The 21,251-nt window shown below is 49.6% G+C and carries 20 protein-coding genes; 14 read left to right on the top strand and 6 right to left on the bottom strand.

What is annotated here, in order from left to right; translation table 11 throughout:
- The first annotated feature begins 8 nt into the window (after nucleotides 1-8).
- The gene (locus AC2T0J_RS09095) at nucleotides 9-1,295 is read left to right on the top strand and encodes an MFS transporter (protein ID WP_489809817.1); all 1,287 of its coding nucleotides are present in this window, start codon (nucleotides 9-11) and stop codon (nucleotides 1,293-1,295) included.
- Between the two features lie 432 nt (nucleotides 1,296-1,727).
- On the opposite strand, the gene leuD is transcribed toward AC2T0J_RS09095, so the two are convergent.
- From leuD to AC2T0J_RS09070, 5 genes are read right to left on the bottom strand one after another with little or no spacing between them, the layout of a single operon-like run.
- Nucleotides 1,728-2,342 carry a 3-isopropylmalate dehydratase small subunit gene (gene leuD / locus AC2T0J_RS09090; RefSeq protein WP_489809816.1) on the bottom strand — a complete coding sequence of 205 codons (615 nt, stop codon included), beginning with the start codon at nucleotides 2,340-2,342 and terminating at the stop codon, nucleotides 1,728-1,730.
- Nucleotides 2,342-3,754: a 3-isopropylmalate dehydratase large subunit gene (leuC, locus tag AC2T0J_RS09085; RefSeq protein WP_489809815.1), complete on the bottom strand. Its 1,413-nt coding sequence runs from the start codon at nucleotides 3,752-3,754 to the stop codon at nucleotides 2,342-2,344. The genes leuD and leuC overlap by 1 nt, the downstream gene beginning before the upstream one ends.
- A gap of 43 nt (nucleotides 3,755-3,797) precedes the next feature.
- Complete coding sequence (locus AC2T0J_RS09080) at nucleotides 3,798-4,721, bottom strand: polysaccharide deacetylase family protein (RefSeq protein ID WP_489809814.1); 924 nt, start codon at nucleotides 4,719-4,721, stop codon at nucleotides 3,798-3,800.
- Entirely contained in the window at nucleotides 4,721-5,665 is a 945-nt protein-coding gene (locus AC2T0J_RS09075; RefSeq protein WP_489809813.1) for a polysaccharide deacetylase family protein, read from the bottom strand. The genes AC2T0J_RS09080 and AC2T0J_RS09075 overlap by 1 nt, the downstream gene beginning before the upstream one ends.
- Nucleotides 5,666-5,676: 11 nt before the next feature.
- Entirely contained in the window at nucleotides 5,677-6,354 is a 678-nt protein-coding gene (locus AC2T0J_RS09070; RefSeq protein WP_489809812.1) for an isochorismatase family protein, read from the bottom strand.
- Nucleotides 6,355-6,529: 175 nt separating this feature from the next.
- On the opposite strand from AC2T0J_RS09070, the gene AC2T0J_RS09065 reads away from it, so the two are divergent.
- From AC2T0J_RS09065 to AC2T0J_RS09035, 7 genes are all read left to right on the top strand, one after another.
- Entirely contained in the window at nucleotides 6,530-6,835 is a 306-nt protein-coding gene (locus AC2T0J_RS09065) for an REDY-like protein HapK (RefSeq protein WP_489809811.1), read from the top strand.
- Nucleotides 6,836-6,847: 12 nt separating this feature from the next.
- A complete protein-coding gene (locus tag AC2T0J_RS09060; protein WP_489809810.1) occupies nucleotides 6,848-7,678 on the top strand; it encodes an SDR family NAD(P)-dependent oxidoreductase in 831 nt (276 codons plus the stop codon).
- Between the two features lie 27 nt (nucleotides 7,679-7,705).
- Nucleotides 7,706-8,641, top strand: coding sequence for a polysaccharide deacetylase family protein (locus tag AC2T0J_RS09055; protein WP_489809809.1), 936 nt, complete (start codon nucleotides 7,706-7,708; stop codon nucleotides 8,639-8,641).
- Nucleotides 8,642-8,643: 2 nt separating this feature from the next.
- Complete coding sequence (locus tag AC2T0J_RS09050; RefSeq protein WP_489809808.1) at nucleotides 8,644-9,477, top strand: HpcH/HpaI aldolase/citrate lyase family protein; 834 nt, start codon at nucleotides 8,644-8,646, stop codon at nucleotides 9,475-9,477.
- Between the two features lie 49 nt (nucleotides 9,478-9,526).
- Nucleotides 9,527-10,045 (top strand): MaoC family dehydratase, encoded by a 519-nt coding sequence (locus tag AC2T0J_RS09045; RefSeq protein WP_489809807.1) that lies wholly within the window; start codon nucleotides 9,527-9,529, stop codon nucleotides 10,043-10,045.
- A gap of 63 nt (nucleotides 10,046-10,108) precedes the next feature.
- Nucleotides 10,109-11,275, top strand: a complete 1,167-nt coding sequence (locus AC2T0J_RS09040; RefSeq protein ID WP_489809806.1) for an acyl-CoA dehydrogenase family protein — start codon at nucleotides 10,109-10,111, stop codon at nucleotides 11,273-11,275.
- Between the two features lie 8 nt (nucleotides 11,276-11,283).
- On the top strand, nucleotides 11,284-12,480 hold the full coding sequence (locus AC2T0J_RS09035) for a CaiB/BaiF CoA transferase family protein (protein ID WP_489809805.1): 1,197 nt from the start codon (nucleotides 11,284-11,286) through the stop codon (nucleotides 12,478-12,480).
- Between the two features lie 510 nt (nucleotides 12,481-12,990).
- Here the strand turns inward: AC2T0J_RS09035 and AC2T0J_RS09030 are convergent.
- Nucleotides 12,991-13,257: a hypothetical protein gene (locus AC2T0J_RS09030; RefSeq protein ID WP_489809804.1), complete on the bottom strand. Its 267-nt coding sequence runs from the start codon at nucleotides 13,255-13,257 to the stop codon at nucleotides 12,991-12,993.
- Nucleotides 13,258-13,569: 312 nt separating this feature from the next.
- Between AC2T0J_RS09030 and AC2T0J_RS09025 the strand changes: the two genes are divergently transcribed.
- From AC2T0J_RS09025 to AC2T0J_RS09000, 6 genes are all read left to right on the top strand, one after another.
- Nucleotides 13,570-14,799, top strand: a complete 1,230-nt coding sequence (locus tag AC2T0J_RS09025; RefSeq protein WP_489809803.1) for a class I SAM-dependent methyltransferase — start codon at nucleotides 13,570-13,572, stop codon at nucleotides 14,797-14,799.
- Nucleotides 14,796-15,155 carry a hypothetical protein gene (locus AC2T0J_RS09020; protein ID WP_489809802.1) on the top strand — a complete coding sequence of 120 codons (360 nt, stop codon included), beginning with the start codon at nucleotides 14,796-14,798 and terminating at the stop codon, nucleotides 15,153-15,155. Before AC2T0J_RS09025 ends, AC2T0J_RS09020 begins: the two co-directional genes overlap by 4 nt.
- Before the next feature lie 185 nt (nucleotides 15,156-15,340).
- A complete protein-coding gene (locus AC2T0J_RS09015; RefSeq protein WP_489809801.1) occupies nucleotides 15,341-16,702 on the top strand; it encodes an MmgE/PrpD family protein in 1,362 nt (453 codons plus the stop codon).
- The gene (locus AC2T0J_RS09010; RefSeq protein ID WP_489809800.1) at nucleotides 16,699-18,087 is read left to right on the top strand and encodes an MmgE/PrpD family protein; all 1,389 of its coding nucleotides are present in this window, start codon (nucleotides 16,699-16,701) and stop codon (nucleotides 18,085-18,087) included. The genes AC2T0J_RS09015 and AC2T0J_RS09010 overlap by 4 nt, the downstream gene beginning before the upstream one ends.
- Nucleotides 18,088-18,092: 5 nt before the next feature.
- On the top strand, nucleotides 18,093-19,490 hold the full coding sequence (locus tag AC2T0J_RS09005) for a phenylacetate--CoA ligase family protein (RefSeq protein WP_489809799.1): 1,398 nt from the start codon (nucleotides 18,093-18,095) through the stop codon (nucleotides 19,488-19,490).
- A gap of 5 nt (nucleotides 19,491-19,495) precedes the next feature.
- Nucleotides 19,496-20,905, top strand: coding sequence for an amidase (locus AC2T0J_RS09000; RefSeq protein ID WP_489809798.1), 1,410 nt, complete (start codon nucleotides 19,496-19,498; stop codon nucleotides 20,903-20,905).
- Nucleotides 20,906-21,251: the final 346 nt, after the last annotated feature.

The following is a 21,251-nucleotide window of genomic DNA, read 5'->3' as shown; positions in this document are numbered from 1 at the left end:
TACGTATCATGCAAACAGGTAAACAAGAATTTAAACGAGGCTGGCAAATTGTGTTTGCCTCCTCCATTGGTATTGGGCTGGGCTTGTCGCCGGTACCGTTCTATACAATAGGCATGTTTGCACCAGAGCTCGCTGCTGAATTTGGCTGGGGCTTTGGGGACATCATGATCGGCATTACCGTGATGACACTAACCGTATTGTTGTCCAGCCCAATGATTGGCGGCCTGGCAGACCGCTTCGGTGTGCGTCCGGTTATCCTGACGTCAATTGTGCTTTTTTCCTTAGGCTTTGGTACCTTTGCACTGGGTAATGGCTCATTACTGTTGTTTTATTTTAGCTGGGGGTTGATCGCTGCTGTTGGGGCCGGAACACTGCCAATTACCTGGACCCGTGGGGTAAATCTCTGGTTCGAGAAGAAAAAAGGTCTGGCGCTGGGCCTGGCATTGATTGGAACCGGTATATTCGGCTCACTGATTAAACCGCTTACCGCTTATTTAATCGCGGAACTTGGCTGGCGTGGCGCCTATGCCGTGATAGCGGCATTACCACTGGTTATTGCATTCCCCATCGCCTACTTCTTCTTTTACGAGTCACCGGATCACAAACAACAAACGGTCGTGGTTAAACAAGCGAGTAATGAAGCCGGTATGACTATGGCACAAGTATTTCGTGATCGTCGGTTCTGGACTATCTGCCTGGCAATTATACCAATATCCTTTGCTCTTGGTGGCCCGGTTCCCAATATGGAAAACCTGCTGTTAAGCAAAGGGTTCGATAAAGCAGCAGTGGCCGGTATCGTGCCAATGATCGGTATATCAGTACTAACTGGTCGTGCCTTAGGCGGCTGGTTAATCGACCACTTTTGGGCACCAGGTATTGCTTTTATCCTGCTGTCATTACCCGCAATGGCATGCTGGATGCTCACTGCCGATGAATTAAGTACACTCACCGCCCTGTTTGCCATATTCCTTATTGGCTTTGCCTCGGGTGTTGAATACGATTTACTGGCCTTCCTGATTGCTCGTTATTTTGGCATGAAATCCTACTCAACTATCTACGGGTTTATCTACGCCACCTTTGCGCTTGGTGCCGGTGTGGGTCCAATGGTATTCGGCATCATTTACGATAAAACCCAGAGCTATAACAGCATTTTGCTGTTCTCTCTGGTGATCCTACTGGTGGGAGCCTCTTTATTACTTACACTTGGCCAGTACAGGGTGTTTACCCGCGACGATCCGGCTCATGTTGAGGAATCTTTAGGCTTTGCCCCTAACAAGCCAGACAACGTGAAATAATCACCGTCAAAAAAGCCCCGGCGGTTAGCCCGACGGGGCTTTTTGTTTAGCTTAGCGAATATAAACAATGAGGTGATAATAATCTGCAATGAAGCTGAGTAATACTGGCATGCCCGCCCAGATACGCAGACTAGTTGCCAATATCAGCCACTCGCTTTAGTAGCTTTTTGTTGTGAACATGCTCTCAATAAAGGTTTAATCCTAAAAGCAAAAAGCCTGTAAAAAAGCATAATTCCCCAACGTCCAGGGGGCGAAAATCGCGATGTAACGCATACTGTTGAATAAAGCCTGCACAGACGGTACAAACAGATTCACGTAACGTCACATCCCTGGTCGGGATTGAGGTTGGGACTGGTACCAGGACTAAAAAGTAGAGGAAGCGTCGTTTAAAAAGCAGGCTCGGCGCCACGTTTAGCGCCAGCCCTTTATCAATTACAACCAGTGGCGCTTTTCACCATCGATTTGTTCGAATCGTCTGATATCCTCTTCAAAAGTGAGGGTTAACCCAATACTGTCGAGGCCTTTAAGCAGCATTTCCTTGTGGCCGGCTTCTATTTCAAATCCGGCTTGTGTGCCACAGAAACTGGTCACATTTTGCTGCGCTAAATCGATAGTGAGTTGGTGTACTTGTGGGTTTTCAGAGACTTCGGCAGCAAGCACCTGAATTGTTTTATTGTTCAGCACCACGGGCAATATGCCATTACGTATACAGTTCTGGTAAAAAATTGCGCCAAAGCCCGGGGCAATAATCGCACGAATGCCGTATTCAGCGAGCGCCCATACTGCGTGTTCCCGTGAGGATCCGCAACCAAAGTTATTGCCACCCAGAATTATCGTGGTATTGGCGTACTCCGGTCTGTTCAGCACAAAATCGGGATCAGGCTCACGCGAGTCAGGCAGCACATAACGCCAGCTGGCAAATAAACCTTCTCCCAGGCCTTTTTTAGACACCAAACGCATTTCACGACTGGGGATAATTGCATCCGTATCAATATTAATGCGCAGTAATGGCGCGGTAACACCTGTATGACAAATAAATGGCTCCATTAGTTCGCCTCCGCAAAGGTTCGTGGATCAGTTATAACCCCATTAATGGCGCTGGCGGCAACGGTCGCGGGGCTCGCCAGATGTGTGCGCGTACCCGGCCCCTGACGGGATTCAAAGTTGCGGTTACTGGTCGACAACACGCGTTCTTGCGCGCCAAAATGCTCGCCGCCGGCAAAGAAGCACATAGAACATCCGCTCTCCCGCCATTCAAAACCGGCTGCTTTAAAAATCTTATCCAGCCCTTCACGCTCAGCGGCGGCTTTAACCTGCTGCGAGCCTGGTACGCAAATGGCTTTGATACCTGCCGCGACTTTACGCCCCTTTAAAATACTGCCAGCACTGCGCAAATCTTCGATACGCGCATTCGTACAAGAGCCAATAAAGGCATTGTCGATTTTTAACCCTGCCAGTGCATCGCCACTCTGTAACCCCTGGTAATCCAACGCGCGTTGGGCAGCGGTTCTCGCATCATCCGACGCAAAACTGTCCAACTCAGGAATACACTGGCTGATACCTGCCGCATGCTGAGGGCTAGTTCCCCAGGTAACAGTAGGTTCAATGTCGGCAGCGTTAATAACGATTTCTTTATCAAACGTTGCATCGGCATCTGTGACCAGTGACCGCCAATAACATAACGCTGCGTCCCATTCCTTGCCTGTTGGCGAATAAGTACGCCCTTCCAGATAATCATAGGTTTTCTGATCCGGCGCAACCAAACCGGTAAACGCCGCAAATTCTACCGCCATATTACACAGGGTTAAACGCCCTTCAATAGATAGGCGTTCAACCGCACTACCGGCAAATTCGATGGCAAAGCCAGCACCGCCATTAGCACCATACTGGCCTATCAAATGCAAAATCATATCTTTAGCGGTCACGCCTGCACCCAGTTCGCCTTCAAACATCACACGCATAAGCTTGGGTTTGTTTATCCGCAAGGTTTGGGTGGCCATGGCATGCTCGGCCTCTGATGAGCCAATGCCCCAGGCGGCCGCGCCAATCGCGCCTTGTGTACAGGTGTGACTGTCAGGGCAAACAAGCGTAATGCCAGGCTGCACAATGCCCATTTCCGGGCTGATTACGTGGGCAATGCCCTGTCTATCATCGCCAATATCAAACAAGGTAATGCCTGCGGCTTTCGCTTCCTTACGCGTTGCCTGAATAAAGTTTTTCCCCGATGGCATTACGGTATCATCACCACGACCGGGAAAGGTATCCACAATATGATCCATGGTACAAAATACCCGGTCAGGATGGCGTACTTTGCGCCCCGCTTCCGCGAGACTTTGCAACGCGATTGAACCGGTACGTTCGTGTAAGAAAACTCGGTCGATGTAAATAAGGAACGTACCATCCGGCAGTGCTTTAACCAGATGCGCATCCCAAATTTTTTCAAAAAGGGTTTTAGACATATAATGTACTCTTAAGTGGCGAACAATACTGTCCACCATGCGGCTATTGCTGTGCTGACCACACCTTATGGATGTCTGAAGCGGTTGCGCTCCATACCCCGTCCAGACTGGTAATGTGCGCGAGCACTCGTTCCAGTTGACCTATACGGTGAGGCTGTCCAAGCATCCACGGATGAACATTAAGCGCCAGTAAACGTCCGCCTTGTTCGCTCGCTTCACATAGCAGGTAATCGCAGGCATCCATCACCTGTTCGGCGTAGCTATCTTCGCTGTGCAGGTTATTATTCAGGATAAAGAAATCGTCCAGTTCATTAGAAAGCGGCATTGCGGTAATCGCGCCAACCGAGGTGTTAAAGGCATAAGGCATGTCATCATTTACCCAGTCGCACATATACTCAACACCGTGTTCTTTGAGTAGTGCCGGGGTATTGGCGGATTGCAATCGACCCGGGCTTAACCAGCCGCTCACGGGTTGTTCGAAGCGTTCGCGCAGGGTGTTTAAGCTATTCGCTACCCATTGACGTTCTTCATTAATGGCGACTTCACCATGATGGATCATATCCATCTGCCAGCCGTGACCAAGCACTTCATCGCCGCGTTCTTTGATCATATCCATCAGATACGGCGCACGTTCAACCATCGCACCGTTAATGGCAATGGTGGGTTTAACCCCAAACTTATCCAGCGCTTTAAATAAGCGGTAAATACCAATGCGGTTACCGTAGTCACGCAGGCTGAAGTGGCGTAAATCCGGGTAAGGCATTTTCATGCCGCCGGGCACACCAGTGGGGTTACTGCGCTGATTTAGGGGGAAGAAATCAATATTCAGGTTAAGCCATAACGCCAGTTTTTTGCCCTTCGGCCAACTTACCGCGGGGCGCTCTGTGAGCATCGACCAGTCGTATAAATCGTGGTCCATGCCATAGCTACGATGCGGATATTCTAGATGTGATTTATCCAGACTCATTACTTCATCCCCCCTTGTTTAGCGGCGATGTCAGCCAGTACCGTATCGTATTGGTTTTCAATAAAATGACCGGCAATTTCCCGGCCGGTGGTTACCCACACATCGCTATGGCCGGTAATGTATTCCAGCGCTTCTTCAAAAGCTTTCATACGATGCGGACAGCTCACCTGATAGTTGTGCGTAGGAATACACATAATGGTACCGCTTTCCGCGCCTTCTTCTAACAGACGGTCGAAGTTGGCTTTAATCATTTTGCCATACTGACGCGGTTCTACCTTGTTCACCACGTAGGCGATGGTATCGTTCATTTCCAGTGAATATGGAATCGACACAAACTTCTTACCAGAACGGGTAGAAATCGGCGTTGGCAGATCGTCGTGAAACAAGTCGCAGGTATAAAAACCTGCTTCATCGCCAAATAACTCGGTACCTGCTTCGGCAAATAAATCGATGGTATCGTCGCTGTGTGATAGCGCCGGTGCTAAGTAGCCCGCACACTTTTGGCCGGTATGCTTATAAATGGTTTCGATAGAGTCACGGATCATCTCGCGTTCCTGCTCTGCACTCATGCCATAGGTATAACGCGTGTTATAAATACCATGGCTAAAAAACTCCCAATCGCGTTCTTTACATAGCTCGATGATTTCCGGGTGATGATCACACAGCGCAGTAGACAGTGAGATAGAACCACGAATACCGTATTTTTCCAGCAGCTTCATCTGGCGCATATGACCCACGCGGTTACCATAATCGCGGATGCCGTAACCGGCAATGGATGGATACGGACCCGGCCAGGCTTTACGATAGGAATTGGCCGGTGGATCCAGTTCATAAAATTCGATATTCGGCGCAACCCAAAAAGCTACTTTAGCGCCATTGGGCCAGGTAATTTTTGGCCGGTCGTGATAGGGCCAGTAATCGTAATAACCAGGATCGGCTTTCATAGTGTGGCTCCTTACTTTTGACCGTCGAACTTCTTATCTAAATAGCTAAACACTTCTTGCACATCGAGCACGTCGGCGTATTTGAGCGACAGGTCGGTCAGGTTGGCAAAGTGATAACTTTCGTGTTTATCCGCCACACACTCTTCCGGCACAATGGTACGGTAACCACGGGATAAGCTGTCTACCGCCGCGGCACGGATACAGCCCGAGGTAGAACCGCCGGTTAAAATAACCGTATCAACCTGATGCCATACGCACAGGCTTTGCAGTTGAGTTTCAAAAAATGGCGATGGCATTTTTTTGCAATAGAACACGTCTTTCTCACGATCCAGCACTAAACGGTCGTCCAATTCCGAACGCTCGCTACCAAATTTAATATTTTGCAGGCTGTCCGGCGTATCGGTGCGGGTGCCCCAGATACCCGCATCCTCGCCTGATTCCATGTAAGCCACATGGGTCCACACCACCGGCCAATTCAGTTCACGAAACTTCGCCGCCAGGGTATTGACATATTCCAGCTGGCGCGGGTCGGTTTCGTAAGCGGTCTTAAACAAATCTGTCCGGGTATACGCCTTTTGCAGGTCAATGTTGACCAGAATCGCTTTATTACCAAAGCCAAAGCGCTTTCGTGCCGGATTGGCTTTTACTTCAGCATACAGTTCGCGGGCGGTTTTATTAGAAAGTTCCATCGTGACTCCTCGGTATGGACAGATATCAAACGCATATAAAAACTAACGTCATAACTATAAGACAAATATCACTCAAATAGCAATTGTTATATTGACATATCATTCGTTCAGAATCTAAGATAAAGCCAACGTAACTTAAATTGCCAGTGATGGTAGCTTACACGGGAGAGTGACAATGACCACAATAATTGTGTTGTTTAATCTGCGCGAGGAAGCGGATAAAGACGCCTACGAAAACTGGGCGAAAACCACTGATTTGCCTACCGCCAGCAAACTATCTTCCGTCGATAAGTTTGACGTACTGCGCACCACCGGCCTGTTAGGCGGCGGCGATGCTCCGTATCAGTACATTGAAGTACTGGAAATTAACGACTTAGAACAACTTGGCAAAGATGCCGCCAGCGAAGCGATGCAAAAAGTCACCGCTGAGTTTGTGACCTTTGCGGATAACCCGCAGTTCATTCTGACTGAATCAATCTAGGCAGGGCAAATCATGAGTATGTATCCAGATTTAGTCGGCAAGGTAGCAGTTATTACTGGTTCGGGACGCCGAAAAGGTTTAGGCGAAGCCATCGCATGGCGTTTAGGGAAAGAAGGCTGCAAAATTGTGCTGGCGGATATAGGCGCAGCCAAAAATGCATACCTGCCGGAAAACGCGATTGGCACATCTGCAGAAATGGAAGCCATTGCCAGCGATATGCGTGAAGCCGGTATTGAAGTAACAACCGCGGTCTGTAACGTGCTGGAAGAATCAGACGTTGAAGCCCTCGCTAAAACCGCCAAAGACACTTTTGGTAGCCTGGATATCTGGGTAAATAATGCCGGTGTAGGTTATTTAATGACAGCGCTTGTTGATACCAAAGCCGAAGAATGGGACACCGTGTTAGGCGTAAACCTGCGTGGCGTGTTCTTAGGCATTAAACATGCCGGACGCATTATGCAGTCACAGGGCAGTGGCCGCATTATCAATATTGGTTCGCAGGCGTCCAAATCAGCCTTCGCCGAAGCTGGTGCCTATACTACCTCGAAGCATGGCGTAGTGGGGTTAACCCGGGTTGCCGCCAAAGAACTCGGCCCGCATGGTATTAATGTAAATGCCGTATGCCCTAACCACGTTACCACCGGTTTAGGTGCCTGGCAGAACCAGCGTTTTGCTGGCGGAGATATGGATAAATACATGGCGGACATGCGCGCGCGCATTCCACTGGGTCGCCCTGGATTACAGGACGACACCGCCAAAGCCTGCGCTTTTTTAAGTTCTGAGCAATCTGTTTATGTTACCGGCGAATGCATGAATGTATCCGGTGGCGAAGAGTATCACTAAGTAAATGCGCGGTACCGGAGTAAACCCATGAGCAAAAAGACACTATGGCCTGATAATGCCCGTCTGGCACTTTCCATTGTGATTAACGTGGAAGAAGGTTCAGAGAGCAATATTCTGGATGGCGACAAAGGACCGGAGTTGGTGGATGAGTTGGGTCTGGCGATTAAAAAGCCAATGCGCGTGCACATGAACGAGTCGAACTATGAGTACGGCATTAACGAAGGCTGGCCGCGTATTCATCGCTTATTGAAAAAGTACAGTATTCCGGCGACCTTTACTGCCGCTGCTGTAGCATTGGAACGTGCTCCGCAAATCGCAAAAGTCATCAGCGAAGAAGGCCACGAAGTCTGTTCGCATGGCTATCGCTGGAAGCATCAGTTTATGCTTGATGAAGCCAAAGAACGCGAGCAAATTCAAAAAGCCAGCGACAGCATGTTACTTACCACGGGTATGCGCCCGCAAGGCTGGCTATCCCGCTACCTGCATACCGAAAACACCCGCCGCCTGTTACAAGAAGAAGGCTTTACCTATCATATGGATGATGTGTCCCGTGATGAACCCTACTGGGGTCGCGTGCCGGGCAGTACAGAGCCCATGGTGATTGTGCCTTACGCTATCGACAGCAATGATATGAAATTCTGGACAGATCCGGCGCACTCGCCTGGCGAGTGGTTGGAGTACGCTAAAGACAGCTTTGATGTACTGTACGAAGAAGGCGCAGAGCAAACCCGCATGATGAGCTTAGGGTTGCACCTGCGCATTATCGGTCGTCCGGGACGTATTGGTGCGCTGGCGAAATTCCTCGAGTATGTCGCGTCTAAGCCTGACGTGTGGTTTGCCACCCGTTTACAGATTGCCGAAACCTTTGCTGAGCAACATCCGCAAAAAGAAATCACCCTGTCACTGCGTGACACTCAGGAATTAGCGCTTCGCGATAAACAAGAACAGGCGAAGGAGGCATAACCATGAGCTCACGCCGTTCCCTGTTATTTGTACCCGGTACCCGCCCGGAGCGTTTTGCGAAAGCGCTCGCCAGTGGCGCAGATGTGATTTGTATCGACCTGGAAGATGCCTGCTTACCGGAAGAAAAAGCCGGAGCGCGTCAGGCAGCGTTGGATTATATCGCAACTTCCACTGCCCCTGGGTCTCTTATTCTGCGGGTAAACTCGCCACGTACACCTTATGGTTTCCAAGATATTGCCGCCATAATCGAGCGTGATGACTTACCTCCGATTACGCTAATGTTACCCAAAGTTGCGACCGAAGAAGATGTCCACATTATTGATCAGGCACTGGCACAACGCTCTGTTGCACTGATTGCATTAATCGAGTCGGCTGAAGGCATTGGTAATGCCATGTCGATTGCCAGGGCCTCCAGTCGTCTTGTCGCGCTGATGTTTGGCGGCGGCGATTTATCGGCGGAGCTAGGCACTACCCTTGACTGGGAACCCATGTATTTTTCCCGCTGCCAATTGGCCATTGCCGCGGCCAGTCAGCAATTAGAACTCATCGATGTCCCCTACCTTGATATTCATAACAATGAGGGCCTGACCGCAGAGAGCCAGCGTGTGAAAGCGTTAGGTTATACCTGTAAGTCAGCCATTCATCCTAATCAGGTAGATACCATAAATAGTTGTTTTACCCCTTCACCCAGTGATATCGAACGAGCCCGAAAAATCGTTGCTGCTTATAAGAATTGCAATGGTGGCGCTTTACTGGTGGACGGCAGAATGATTGATCTGCCACTGGTATTAGCGGCCGAACGGATCGTCACTATCGCAGAAAAACTCGGGCTGTAACGCTGTAGCGCACATCCGAATTACCGTATTGAGAATTGGAGAAAAAACCATGTCACAAGGCTGGAAACAAGTCGGCGAAAACCGCTACCGCGAAACTTTTGGACGCTACCTGGAAGACTTTAAAGTCGGTGATATTTACGAGCACCGTCCGGGGCGCACTATTACTGAAACCGACAATACCTGGTTCACCCTACTGACCATGAATACGCATCCTATGCACTTTGACAAAGAATACGCGAAATATTCTGAATTTGGTAAGTGCATTGTAGCAAGCCCATTCACCGTCGCGTTGATGGTCGGTATGAGTGTCACTGATGTATCTCAAAAAGCCATTGCCAACCTAGGCTGGGATGACATTAAAATGACCCATCCGCTGTTTGTTGGTGACACGCTGTACTGCGAATCCGAAGTCATCGATAAGCGAGAATCCAAGTCACGTCCTAACCAAGGCATTGTCACCGTGCGCACTACCGGCTTTAACCAGGACGGCGTAAAAGTAAGCTCCTTTATTCGCAAAGTACTGGTGATGCGCGAAGGCAACGATGCTGAAGGCAAAGCAAACTATTAATTGCTAAGCGACCAACAATGACGCTGGTCGCAACATAACTACGAATTTCAGGCGGAGAATACCATGAGCTGGACTGCAGAAGACGAAATTGCCATTTTAGATACAATCGACAAATGGATCGAAAACGATGTAAAACCCATTGCTGATGAGCATGACCAGGCCGACGAGTACCCTCACACGCTGGTCGAGCAAATGATTGAACTGGGCCTGTTTGGTGCCACCATAGGTGAAGAGTACGGCGGCCTAGGACTATCGGCCTCACTGTACGCCAAAATCGTGGTAAAAGTGGCCGGCGCCTGGATGGCGCCATCGGGTATTTTTAACTCGCACCTGATCATGGCCTCCGCCATTGAACGCTCTGGTAGCGAAGCGCAAAAACAAGACTGGTTACCCCAAATGGTTGCTGGTGAACTGCGCGGCGGTATTGCGCTTACCGAACCTAATGCCGGTACTGATTTACAAGCTATCCGCACCCGCGCGGTGCGCGACGGTGATGAATATGTGATCAATGGTGCTAAAACCTGGATCACTAACTCATTAAACGGTAACTGCTTACTGTTACTGGCCAAAACCGACCCGGATGCTCAACCTCGTTACAAAGGCATGAGTATGTTTATCATCAAAACCAAAGATGAAAACGGGGATCCGCTGCCTGGTTTAACCATTAATAAAATGAAAAAGCTCGGCTACAAATCGATTGATACCTGCGAGTTGACCTTTGAAGACTTCCGCGTACCGGCTTCCAGTCTGTTAAAAGGCGAAGGAGAAGGCTTCTTTATTACCGTAGGCGGACTGGAACTCGGCCGTATTAATGTGGCGGCACGTGGTGCGGGTATTGCCGAAGGGGCCCTGAAACTGGCGGTTCGTTACGCCCAGGAACGAGAGTCTATGGGTAAACCTATTTGTCAGCATCAGGCGATTCAGCTGAAACTTGGTGAAATGGCCTCTAAGGTAGAAGCCTCTAAACTGCTAATCGAACAAGCAGCTAACAAATTCGATGCCCATGAGCGCTGCGACATGGAAGCAGGTATGGCGAAGTACTTCGCAACTGAAACCGGTGTGTTTTGTGCTAACGAAGCCATGCGTATCTTTGGTGGTTATTCTTATTCAATGGAATATCCTATCCAGCGTTACTACCGTGATGCCATGCTGATGTGTATCGGAGAGGGAACCAACGAAGTGCAACGCATGATCATTGCCAAGCAACTGATTGAGCGTAATAAGATATGAGTACGGGAATGAATAAGCCGGCACCGCTTAAGGGCATTCGCATTATTACCGTGGAGCAATACGGCGCGGGTCCCTTCGCGTCGATGTTTCTGGCTGACCTCGGTGCTGAAGTCATCAAAATCGAAAATCCGGCCAGTGGTGGCGACATCGCTCGTCAATCCGGGCCGTTCTACCTGGGCGACAATGACAGTTTATTCTTTCAAACCTTCAACCGGAACAAGAAAAGCCTGAGTCTTAACCTCAAACACGAGGCCGGCCGCAAGATTTTTCATGAACTGGTGACCTCAGCTGATGCGGTAATGAACAACCTGCGTGGCGATCAACCCGCTAAACTTGGCCTTGATTATGATTCGCTGCAATCGGTCAACCCAAAGATAGTTTGTGCACACCTATCCGCGTATGGCCGTGATAACGAACGTGCAGGCTGGCCGGGTTACGATTACCTGATGCAGGCCGAAGCAGGCTTTATGGCGCTTACCGGCGCACCGGAAACGCCGCCTACCCGCTTTGGGTTATCCATGGTGGACTTTATGACTGGTGCCACAATTTCCGGTGCGCTGTTAGCGGCACTGGTCGGTGTACTAAAACACGGTACCGGCCGCGATGTAGATGTCAGCTTATTTGATGTTGCCTTGCAACAGCTTACTTACCCCGCGACCTGGTACTTAAACGAAGGCTATACCACTGAACGTATTGGCCGTTCTGCGCATCCCTCAACCGTGCCATGTCAGCTTTATACCTCTAAAGACGGCTGGGTGTTTGTGATGTGTATGACCGAGAAGTTCTGGCAGTTGATGATCGACGGTATTGGAAAGCCGGAACTCGGTGATGACCCGCGTTTTGCAACCATCAAGGACCGTCAGGGCCAGCGTGGTGAATTGCAGAGCATACTTGATGAAGCCTTTTCGGCGCAAACTACCGACTACTGGGTACAATTGTTTGGCGGTAAGATTCCGATTGCCCCCGTGTATGAACTGGATCAGGCCCTGCAAAATAACTATGTGGCTCAAATTGGTATGTTGCAAAACCTTCCTCACGTCAACAAACCGACAATGCGAGTCGTCGCCAGCCCGGTAAAACTGGATGGTCAGCGCCCGGATGGTAAAGCCTGTTCACTACTGGGTGCTGATACCGATGATATTTTGTCGTCGCTGGGTTATTCTGCCGAGCAGGTATCAAACCTTAAAGCCGAGGATGCGATATAGTCCGGTGCTTTCTGCCACGCTGCCGAAACAATTCGGCAGCGTTTCAACAACACGATACCGGTAGTTATTCTCTGTTTAATTAACGGTGCCGAATTCCCGATTAAGCACACTGTGAGTAACTTAGTCTTTCGCCGGATCAGCGCTGATAAATACCCACTTATATCTATGCTTTGGGTTACCTTATACATGGGTTATCCATTCGTTCGCCACAAACGGTTGGCAGACCCTGGTCAGCATGAGTTTAAGTCATATAAAATGAAAGCTCCTCAGACTGAGCCATGTTTGCGGTAGTTAGCATCGCGTCCATCAGATATCTCACTACACGGCATAGTCTTACTCCCAAGTAAGATCTTTCACATTACTTACCATTATCATTGTAATAACAACAAGACCGGCTATTACCATGACATTAGTTAACGTTGCATTACTCTTTTCTATTAATTTGACGGCTTTCACAACCGCGGCTGATCAACCTCAGCCTGCGTTTACAGTACTAAACCCATCAAATGTTTATACGGCTATGCCGCCGAGAAAGTCGGCGACCACGATACCGCCATCGCCATTTTTGAAGACAGTATTGAACGCTTTAACAGCGTGTGTTCCATGATTTGGCTTGCGCCAGTTTATGATACCGGTGTGGGTGTTACCCGTAATAAAACCAAAGCTAATGCGCCACGGCGCAATGACCAATGATGAGGCGGGTGCTTCAGCACCGGTGCAGTACCACGATGGCATCGTGCTTATTGCAGGAAAGGAAAAAACAACGGAATAGCTCACTCACCATGCCAGGCATTAACGCTACCTGATGTCGTCTGCCAGAGTAAAAACTTGCTTAATGCATGCAAACTGTGTGTTAAAAACGCTCGATTCTGCGCTTTTCGGCGATAAGTTGTTTATGCAATTGTCAGTGACTTCGCTATAGTAGTGACAGTCCTTTGACTACCTCGTGTGCGCAAAAAAAACGAGAAAATGCAATACAAAAAGAACAAAAAAGCTACAAATGACACTAACCTATATCAATATATCTTTATTTCTTTTATAGTATGCTAATACCGTCTTTTAGTCGCAGCTAACCACAAGGAGTTGCTTATGAGTAGTAACCGTAAAGTCCCGCCAACATGGGACAAAGTGGGAAAACATGCGCTTTTCCCTGAAGCTAAACATGACGAAATTGCGCGCTTTAACTTTCTTGCCAATTTAAATATGCACTTGTCTGCTTCGGTTTTACCGGGTGTCAAGGAAAGCTACGAACAAAATGCCCTACCGGCATTCAGGGCTGAGCATGGCAGAGAACCTCAAACGCGTCACGAAGTCCGCGACATGATGAAGAAGCAACCCTTCTATCAGTGGTGGAGTGCATTGCGTCGCAGCACCATGGAATGCCGTCAACAGGCAGGACGCTCGCTGGTATTACGCCAGATTGATGCAATCAATGCCGCTGCAGCAAGTTACAACGATGGCGCTGACACCCTGGTATTAAATCCAGAGGCACAAATTCCTGAATACGTCACCGTAGTAGATACCCACTGTATGCCAGGCAGTTATCATACATCTGTGGTTGAAGGCGATGTAAGCGCTGGCGCAAACTACGACAGCGGATTATTTGTCACAACGGTTGGTCAGCTTGGTTCCATGACTGATGGGGGTGGCAGAGCGATTTCAGACTGGCTGAAAAAAGATCATCCAAACGTTGAACCCAAGCGTATTCTGGACATAGGCTGTACAATCGGTCACAACATTGTCCCCATAGCTCAGGCTTTCCCGGACGCCGAGATCATCGCTATTGATGTATCAGCCCCTGTGCTGCGCTATGGACATGCTCGCGCAAAAGCACTGGGTGTGAACAACATTACTTTTATGCAGGTAAATGCTGAAGATTTATCCCAGTTTGATGATGAAAGCTTTGACCTAATTACCACCAGCATGGTTCTGCACGAGCTGTCGGCCCAGTCCATGCCTAAGATTTTGAGCGAAATTAGCCGTCTGCTTGTACCAGGAGGACTGTCACTGCACCTCGAACAACCCCAATATGCCGACCGTCCGGTGTTTGAACAGTTTATTCGTGACTGGGATACCTGGAATAACAACGAACCATTCTGGGGCGCTATGCACGATGTCAATCTGGTTGACATGATAGACAGTACTGGCCTGCCCGCTGACTTACAGTTTTCCGCTGCGGTCACCGCCAAGGTAGATGAATCAATTTTTCCGAAAACCGAAACCGGCGATAAGTCTGAGGACTATGGTCGCGCCGCCGCCTGGAACGTATTTGGCGCATGGAAACCCGCCGAAGCCACAAAACAGGAGTCTGTCGCATGAGTGTAGATTATATTGCCGATGCTGGCCGTAAAGCTAAAGGTCAGCGCCCTTACTTTATGGAAGCAGAACAGACTGAGCAGTTACTTAATATTACCATGGCAATTGCCCAGGAACTGGCCGTCACCCGTGAGCGCGTAGATACCATAGAACGTTTGCTCGAAGCAGGTAATGGCGTTACCCGTGAGGCAATCGAGAACTATAAACCTGATCCCCAGGCCGCTGAACAACGTCAAATCTGGCACCAGGAGTTTATTTCGCGCATCCTGCGAATCATTCAGCAGAACCGCGAAGAGATCACTGAAAAAACCAACGGTCAGGCCGATATGGAAACCGTGGTTGAGCAAGTATCTCAGTAACCACAACGGTTCATTAGGTTTACCTTATCGCCCTCTTTTAGAGGGCGATTTGCTTTTTAAATTTGTATTTCTTTTTCCGGTCATCACACGGCATTTCTTATGAAATCCCCGTGGTCCATATTGATGTTTACTGAATAGTATGTATTATTGTTATTACATTATACTTTTAGTCAAACAAAAGGCTCATGGCAACCACCCTGCTAACTGAACTTATTCCGTTATTAAAACGCCCTGTTAGCGATACGGATCGTCAACGTGCTCGATTACATGTACTCGACTGGCTGGGATGCGCCCTGCTTGGCACCACTACTGACACCGGCAAAAAGCTCGGTAGCTGGCAGAACAATTTACGCAGTGCCGGTAATATAAGCGTAGCAGGCCATGGCAAAGCAGACTTGCAAACTGCACTGTTATTCAACGGGGCACTTGGCAACATTCTGGAAATGGACGATGTACACCGTACCTCAATTTTGCATCCCGGTCCGGTGGTGATCCCCGCCGCTATTGCCGTTTCGCAGCACATTGGAGCCACCCAGGAAGCCCTGCTTAATGCCATTATCGTTGGCTATGAAGCAATGATAAGAATTGGCCGTAGTTTTGGTCCGGCGCATTATCAGTACTGGCACAATACCTCTACCGCCGGAGCATTTGGCGCCGCTGCCGCTGCTTGTGAACTACTAAAGCTGAACGATATTCAATGGATACATGCGCTGGCTAACGCCGGCACCCGCACCGGTGGGCTTTGGCAAATGCGCCATGAGAACACCCAGAGTAAGCAATTGCACAATGGCTGGGCGGCACTTACCGGTGTACAAGCTGCTATTGCCGCACAAGTTGGTATAGAAGGCCCGGCCAGTTTACTTGAAGGCAAGCAAGGGTTACTTGCCGCTACCGCCGGAGGCGGTATACCAGAGGCTATTTTATGCGACGCTGATGCGCCTTGGCTGTTATGGCATTGCAGTTTTAAACCCTGGCCTGCTTGTCGGCATACCCACCCGGCTATTGATGCCGCATTGCAGATTGACACGCCACTTGATGACATTGAATCACTAACGCTAGAAACATACGACGACGCGCTACGTTTTTGTGATAACCCCGACCCGCAAACCGAACTACAGGCCAAGTTTAGTTTACAGCATGCCATTGCGGTCACGATAGTCAGAGGCGAGCCGACGCTGGGAGATTTCGACACTGACAGCCGCAGCCACCCTGAACTGGCTGAATGGCGCGATAAAATATCGGTACGCAGTAGTCGGATGCGTCAGATCGCCTACCCGAATGCCTACGGCGCAACACTCACCGTGTCCCTGAAGAATGGTGAACGCAAGGTCATTAACATTGATGACGTGTTGGGCGATCCAGGCAATCCCATGACAACTGAACAGATTATCGGTAAAGCCAGTCATTTATTTCACGCCGCCGATGTGGCTGCAGAACGTCAGCAAGATTTAATGAGTGTACTGTCTGATAACAGTGATGAGCGCTGGATAGCAGCATTCGCTTATGCCACGCCGGAATGCTCTTTTCCCTATCAGGTGACACCATGAGTCAGTCAACCGAGTCTTTACATCAACTGGTGGACTATGCGCTTAACCAACGCTTTGAGGACCTGGATGCAGGCACCATTGGCAAGCTGAAAACGTTTATTCAGGATTCAATGGGAGTAGGCATCTGTGGCGCCAGAGTACCTTTTGCTACATCGCTGAAAAAGTTGTGTCAAAGTTGGGGAGCTGGCCATGATGCACAAGTGTTTAATACGGGCGAATGGCTGCCCGCGCCTTCGGCTGCCATGGTCAATGCCTGGCAAATTCATAATCAGGAGTTTGATTGTGTTCACGAAGCCGCCGTTGTACATCCAATGGCAGTCATTCAGGCAGTATTACTGGCTTTTTGTCAGCGCAAGGGAGGCGTAAGTGGTAAGCAGTTTTTAACCGCTGTTAGCGTTGCTGTTGATGTTGCTACAACACTAGGCAGCGCCACCCGTTCGCCCTTAACGTTTTTTCGTCCGGCCTGGTGCGGTGCCCTCGGTGCGGTATGCGCCATGGCCTGGATAGATGGTCTTAACAGAAACCAAACCATACAGGCTCTTGGCATTACCTACAGTATGCTGGGCGGCACTATGCAGGCCCATTTAGAAGGGACATCCATGCTGGCGATGCAGATAGGTGTCGCAGCCAGAAGCGCTGTAAACGCATATGATCTTGCGGTGGCAGGCCTTGACGGCCCGGTTGATATTCTGGATGGGCCCTTTGGCTTTTTCTCGCTGATTGAACGGGAGTCTGATTTTCCAACTGCGATGCAAGCTCTGCTCGACGAGCACCGTATCAATCAGGTCTCTCATAAACCATTCCCAACCGGTCGGGCCTGCCACGGTGGGCTCGACGCATTGCAGGTTCTGATTGATCATTACGGTATTAAAGCCGGCGATATCAACCAGGTCACACTGTATGCACCGCCGTTGATTAACCGTTTAATTGGTCGGCGTCCTACACCAGGGATGGCGGTGAGCTATGCGAGATTATGCTTCGCTTACAGTGCCGCAACCTTATTTATTGATGGTGATGTTGCCGTGGATTGTTACGACGACGACAAACTGTGCAATCCAGAACGTCTTGCGTTGGCTGAGAAATTCGTGGTGAAGCTGGATGACAATACCGATCCTAATGCCATGAGCCCCCAGCGCATTGAAGTAGTACTGAAGGATAGCCGCGTGTTGAATCACGATATCCCTAATACACTGGGTAGCCCTGCCCGTCCGCTTAGTCGCGAGCAACATCTGAATAAATTTATACGCTGCTGTAAAGCAGCACCACGGCCACTTAATAACAGCCAAGTCCAACAATTAATCGACACCACAGATACGTTGGACACCCTGAACAATATTGACCTGCTGCTCCATCTGAGTGTGCCGGGTGACGTCCCCGAGGAGTAAATATCATGACCTATCCTACTTACTTTGAAACCTTTGATATCAAGAAAATGCTCGCAGACTACCCCATAGGTGATGCACTGTGGCAAACATTTACGGGTATGAGCCGTGACGAACTATTCTCGATTCAGAACGAACGCTTTAAAAAGGTCATGGCCCGCGCCTGGCAAATACCGTTTTATCAGCGGCACTGGGGCGCAGCAGGCATTCAGGCTGGCGACATTCGCGGCCTCGAGGATATCGCCAAACTACCAACCTATTCCAAATCAGATTTGATGAAAAGCCTGGAAGAATATCCGCCATTGGGGGATTTTAGCGGTATCAATTCTTATACTGCAGAAACGCGCCCGTCGATGGTATTTCACACCACGTCTGGTACTACCGGTACGCCACAACCACTGATGTTTGGCCCATATTCCCGTGAAGTACAAAATCTGTTGCTGGGCAGGACCTATCGTTTTCAGGGATTGCCAGGTGGAGCAACGGTACAGTCTTGCTACGGACACGGCATGATCAACGGTGGCCATTACATTCGCGAAGCGCTTATTCATTTTACCAATGCTATTTTTCTGTCGGCCGGTACCGGCATAGAAACCCGCTCGGTTCAACAGGTTAATCTGATGCGTGATTTCAATGTTAACGTATTGGTAGGTTTTGCTGATTACCTCAAACGGTTGGCGGATGTCGCTAAAGAACACGGTATTGAACCGGGCAAAGACATAAAAATAGATATGATTTCCGGCCACTTCGGCCAGGAAGGCCGAGAAGTCATTGCCGACGCCTGGGGCGGCCCTGAACTGTTCGACTGGTACGGTATCGGTGATACCGGCGCTATTTCTGCTGAGGGCCCGGACCACGATGGCTTATACATTTGGGAAGATGCTCAGTTTGTCGAAATCCTCGATACCGAAACCGACGAAGTACTGGATGGCGAAGGAGTATTTGGTAATCAGGTCGTCACCTGTTTGTTTAAGGATGATATCTATCCGATTATCCGCTACAACAGTAATGACGTCACGGAGATCATGCCTTACCGCAATAGTCTGGATCTGCCGTTCCGCCGGACCCGCGGCTTTATGGGCCGCTCAGACAATATGGTTAAGCTTCGCGGCATTAATATTTATCCGACCGGGATAGGCCCGATCCTGGATTCACACACGGCCTTTGCCGGCGATTACATCTGCGTGGTAGAACGTGATGCTAATGGCCGGGATGAAATGATAGTCAAAGCCGAGGCTAAACTGATGGGCGAAGCTATTAATCGCGAAATCAAAGCGTTACTGAAACAGCGATTAGGAATTGAAATGCAGGTTGAATTAACGGAACCAGGATCGCTGGCCTCGTTAACCGGAATCGATAGTCGTCAAAAGCCAATTCGTTTAATTGACAATCGCTTTAAAAAGTAACGTTTATGAACTCTCATGAAGCGCCCATATTACAGCAGGATGCCACTGCACAGTCGGCAGCAATAGCCAATGGTGAGATAACCGCCAGCGAATTACTCGCACTGACGCTAAATGCCATTGAAGCAAACAGCGCCCTTAACTGTTTTATCCATTATGACAGTGCAGCGGCGTTGGATGCTGCAGCGCAAAGTGATGCCCGTTATGCCGCTGGCAAGCCATTCAGTGCTATTGATGGCTTGATTGTCGCAGTGAAGGACAATATCGATGTCGCCGGTATGCCCACGACTGCTGCAACCAATACCGTATTAGCACACGCCGATACGGATGCGCCCGTCGTCGCTGCGCTGCGGGCCGCAGGCGTCATTATTCTCGGTAAGCTCAATATGGACGAACTGGCGCTGGGCACAGGGCACAACTACCCTCACCACGGCCAGTGCTATAATCCCGGATATCCTGAGCTTGTGCCGGGTGGTTCAAGCGGCGGTTCAGGTGCTGCGGTGGCTGCAGGATTATGCAGCATGGCACTGGGTACTGACACTATGGGCAGTGTGCGCATTCCCGCCGCGTGTAACAACATTGTTGGCTTAAAACCCACATATCTTGCCATAAGTAATGAGGGTAGCGTCCCCTGTAGCCAGGCCCTGGATCATATCGGGCCTTTATGCCGCTCGCTTCGTGACCTCGAACTCTGGCTTCCCGTGCTTTACTCGGCAACGAACTGGCAACATCTCAGTGAAAGTCATCCTGTTCCCTATCAGCCTAAGCCGTTATCAACACCATCGTTATCGGTTACCGTGGTGTCTAATTTAACGCAATTGGCCGCGGTCAGTAATGATGTATCATGTGCCTACCAACACGCAACAGAGCAGCTACAACTGTCAGGTTATACGGTTATCAACAAGCGACTTGATTTCAATCCGGGTAAACTGCGCCGTGCCGGTTTAATTACCGTGGAAGCAGACATAACGTCTGCATTGGCCGCGTATCACGCTAACCCGCTGTCTGATGTATCCAAGGGCGTACAGTCCATGCTCAACTGGTTGACCAACCAGCCGCCTCATATCGTGTCCGAGGCACATAACAGTCTGCGAACCGTCGGTAATTTGCTGCGCACATGGCTTGGCAATTGTGATGTTTTACTGCTCCCTACCATAGCTGAAGCCGTCCCGCGCCTTACTGATATGCCTCCACCAGGTTTCGCTGATTTAACGTCGCTGGCCAACGCTGCTGGCATGCCTGCCATTTCACTTCCCATAGGCCTTGACTCAAAAGGTCGCCCGATGGCAATGCAATTACTGGCACAGCCAGGTCGCGATGCCTCCCTGTTGGCCGCGGCCAAGCAATTGCAGCCACTTATCTCAATGAACAAAAGCGAACAAACGCCCGGGAGCGATAACGAACATAACAGAATGTAATTAGCCAGGGCTCAGGCGTTGAGTGACTGTGCAAACCATCGTTTACGTAAGCTGACCGAGCAATTATGCCTTAACGCCCTCGATGCCTGAGACATTTCCGTTACATTGGTTAATCCAGCCTGTTGCTGCAGAAACCCTTTGGTAAGAATAGCGATAGAATATGAATATTCGACTTTGCTGTGATGCTGGCCGGCTTGCACCGGGCGACATTCGCTACCAGGCAAGGTTGGTTAAGTCTGAGCAAGCTCTCTTTAACCAATGCATACCGGCCTTTGAACGTTGCTGCTGAAAAAGAAAGCTTATTTCGAACACCCGCGACAAATTTGGTGCACTGGGATCAATTACC

Source organism: Alteromonas sp. ISO5, assembly GCF_058105165.1.
Note: the sequence above shows the minus strand (reverse complement) of the source record. Positions and strands in the feature narration are given on the sequence as shown.

What these genes read in the sequence shown, in the direction of transcription:
- AC2T0J_RS09025 (WP_489809803.1), top strand. Translation starts at nt 13,570, where the DNA reads ATGAGTAGTAACCGTAAAGTCCCGCCAACATGGGACAAAGTGGGAAAA.
- AC2T0J_RS09050 (WP_489809808.1), top strand. Translation starts at nt 8,644, where the DNA reads ATGAGCTCACGCCGTTCCCTGTTATTTGTACCCGGTACCCGCCCGGAG.
- AC2T0J_RS09065 (WP_489809811.1), top strand. Translation starts at nt 6,530, where the DNA reads ATGACCACAATAATTGTGTTGTTTAATCTGCGCGAGGAAGCGGATAAA.
- AC2T0J_RS09035 (WP_489809805.1), top strand. Translation starts at nt 11,284, where the DNA reads ATGAATAAGCCGGCACCGCTTAAGGGCATTCGCATTATTACCGTGGAG.
- leuD (WP_489809816.1), bottom strand. Translation starts at nt 2,342, where the DNA reads ATGGAGCCATTTATTTGTCATACAGGTGTTACCGCGCCATTACTGCGC.
- AC2T0J_RS09005 (WP_489809799.1), top strand. Translation starts at nt 18,093, where the DNA reads ATGACCTATCCTACTTACTTTGAAACCTTTGATATCAAGAAAATGCTC.
- AC2T0J_RS09040 (WP_489809806.1), top strand. Translation starts at nt 10,109, where the DNA reads ATGAGCTGGACTGCAGAAGACGAAATTGCCATTTTAGATACAATCGAC.
- AC2T0J_RS09075 (WP_489809813.1), bottom strand. Translation starts at nt 5,665, where the DNA reads ATGAAAGCCGATCCTGGTTATTACGATTACTGGCCCTATCACGACCGG.
- AC2T0J_RS09000 (WP_489809798.1), top strand. Translation starts at nt 19,496, where the DNA reads ATGAACTCTCATGAAGCGCCCATATTACAGCAGGATGCCACTGCACAG.
- AC2T0J_RS09095 (WP_489809817.1), top strand. Translation starts at nt 9, where the DNA reads ATGCAAACAGGTAAACAAGAATTTAAACGAGGCTGGCAAATTGTGTTT.
- AC2T0J_RS09055 (WP_489809809.1), top strand. Translation starts at nt 7,706, where the DNA reads ATGAGCAAAAAGACACTATGGCCTGATAATGCCCGTCTGGCACTTTCC.
- AC2T0J_RS09070 (WP_489809812.1), bottom strand. Translation starts at nt 6,354, where the DNA reads ATGGAACTTTCTAATAAAACCGCCCGCGAACTGTATGCTGAAGTAAAA.
- AC2T0J_RS09060 (WP_489809810.1), top strand. Translation starts at nt 6,848, where the DNA reads ATGAGTATGTATCCAGATTTAGTCGGCAAGGTAGCAGTTATTACTGGT.
- AC2T0J_RS09045 (WP_489809807.1), top strand. Translation starts at nt 9,527, where the DNA reads ATGTCACAAGGCTGGAAACAAGTCGGCGAAAACCGCTACCGCGAAACT.
- AC2T0J_RS09020 (WP_489809802.1), top strand. Translation starts at nt 14,796, where the DNA reads ATGAGTGTAGATTATATTGCCGATGCTGGCCGTAAAGCTAAAGGTCAG.
- AC2T0J_RS09080 (WP_489809814.1), bottom strand. Translation starts at nt 4,721, where the DNA reads ATGAGTCTGGATAAATCACATCTAGAATATCCGCATCGTAGCTATGGC.
- leuC (WP_489809815.1), bottom strand. Translation starts at nt 3,754, where the DNA reads ATGTCTAAAACCCTTTTTGAAAAAATTTGGGATGCGCATCTGGTTAAA.
- AC2T0J_RS09015 (WP_489809801.1), top strand. Translation starts at nt 15,341, where the DNA reads ATGGCAACCACCCTGCTAACTGAACTTATTCCGTTATTAAAACGCCCT.
- AC2T0J_RS09010 (WP_489809800.1), top strand. Translation starts at nt 16,699, where the DNA reads ATGAGTCAGTCAACCGAGTCTTTACATCAACTGGTGGACTATGCGCTT.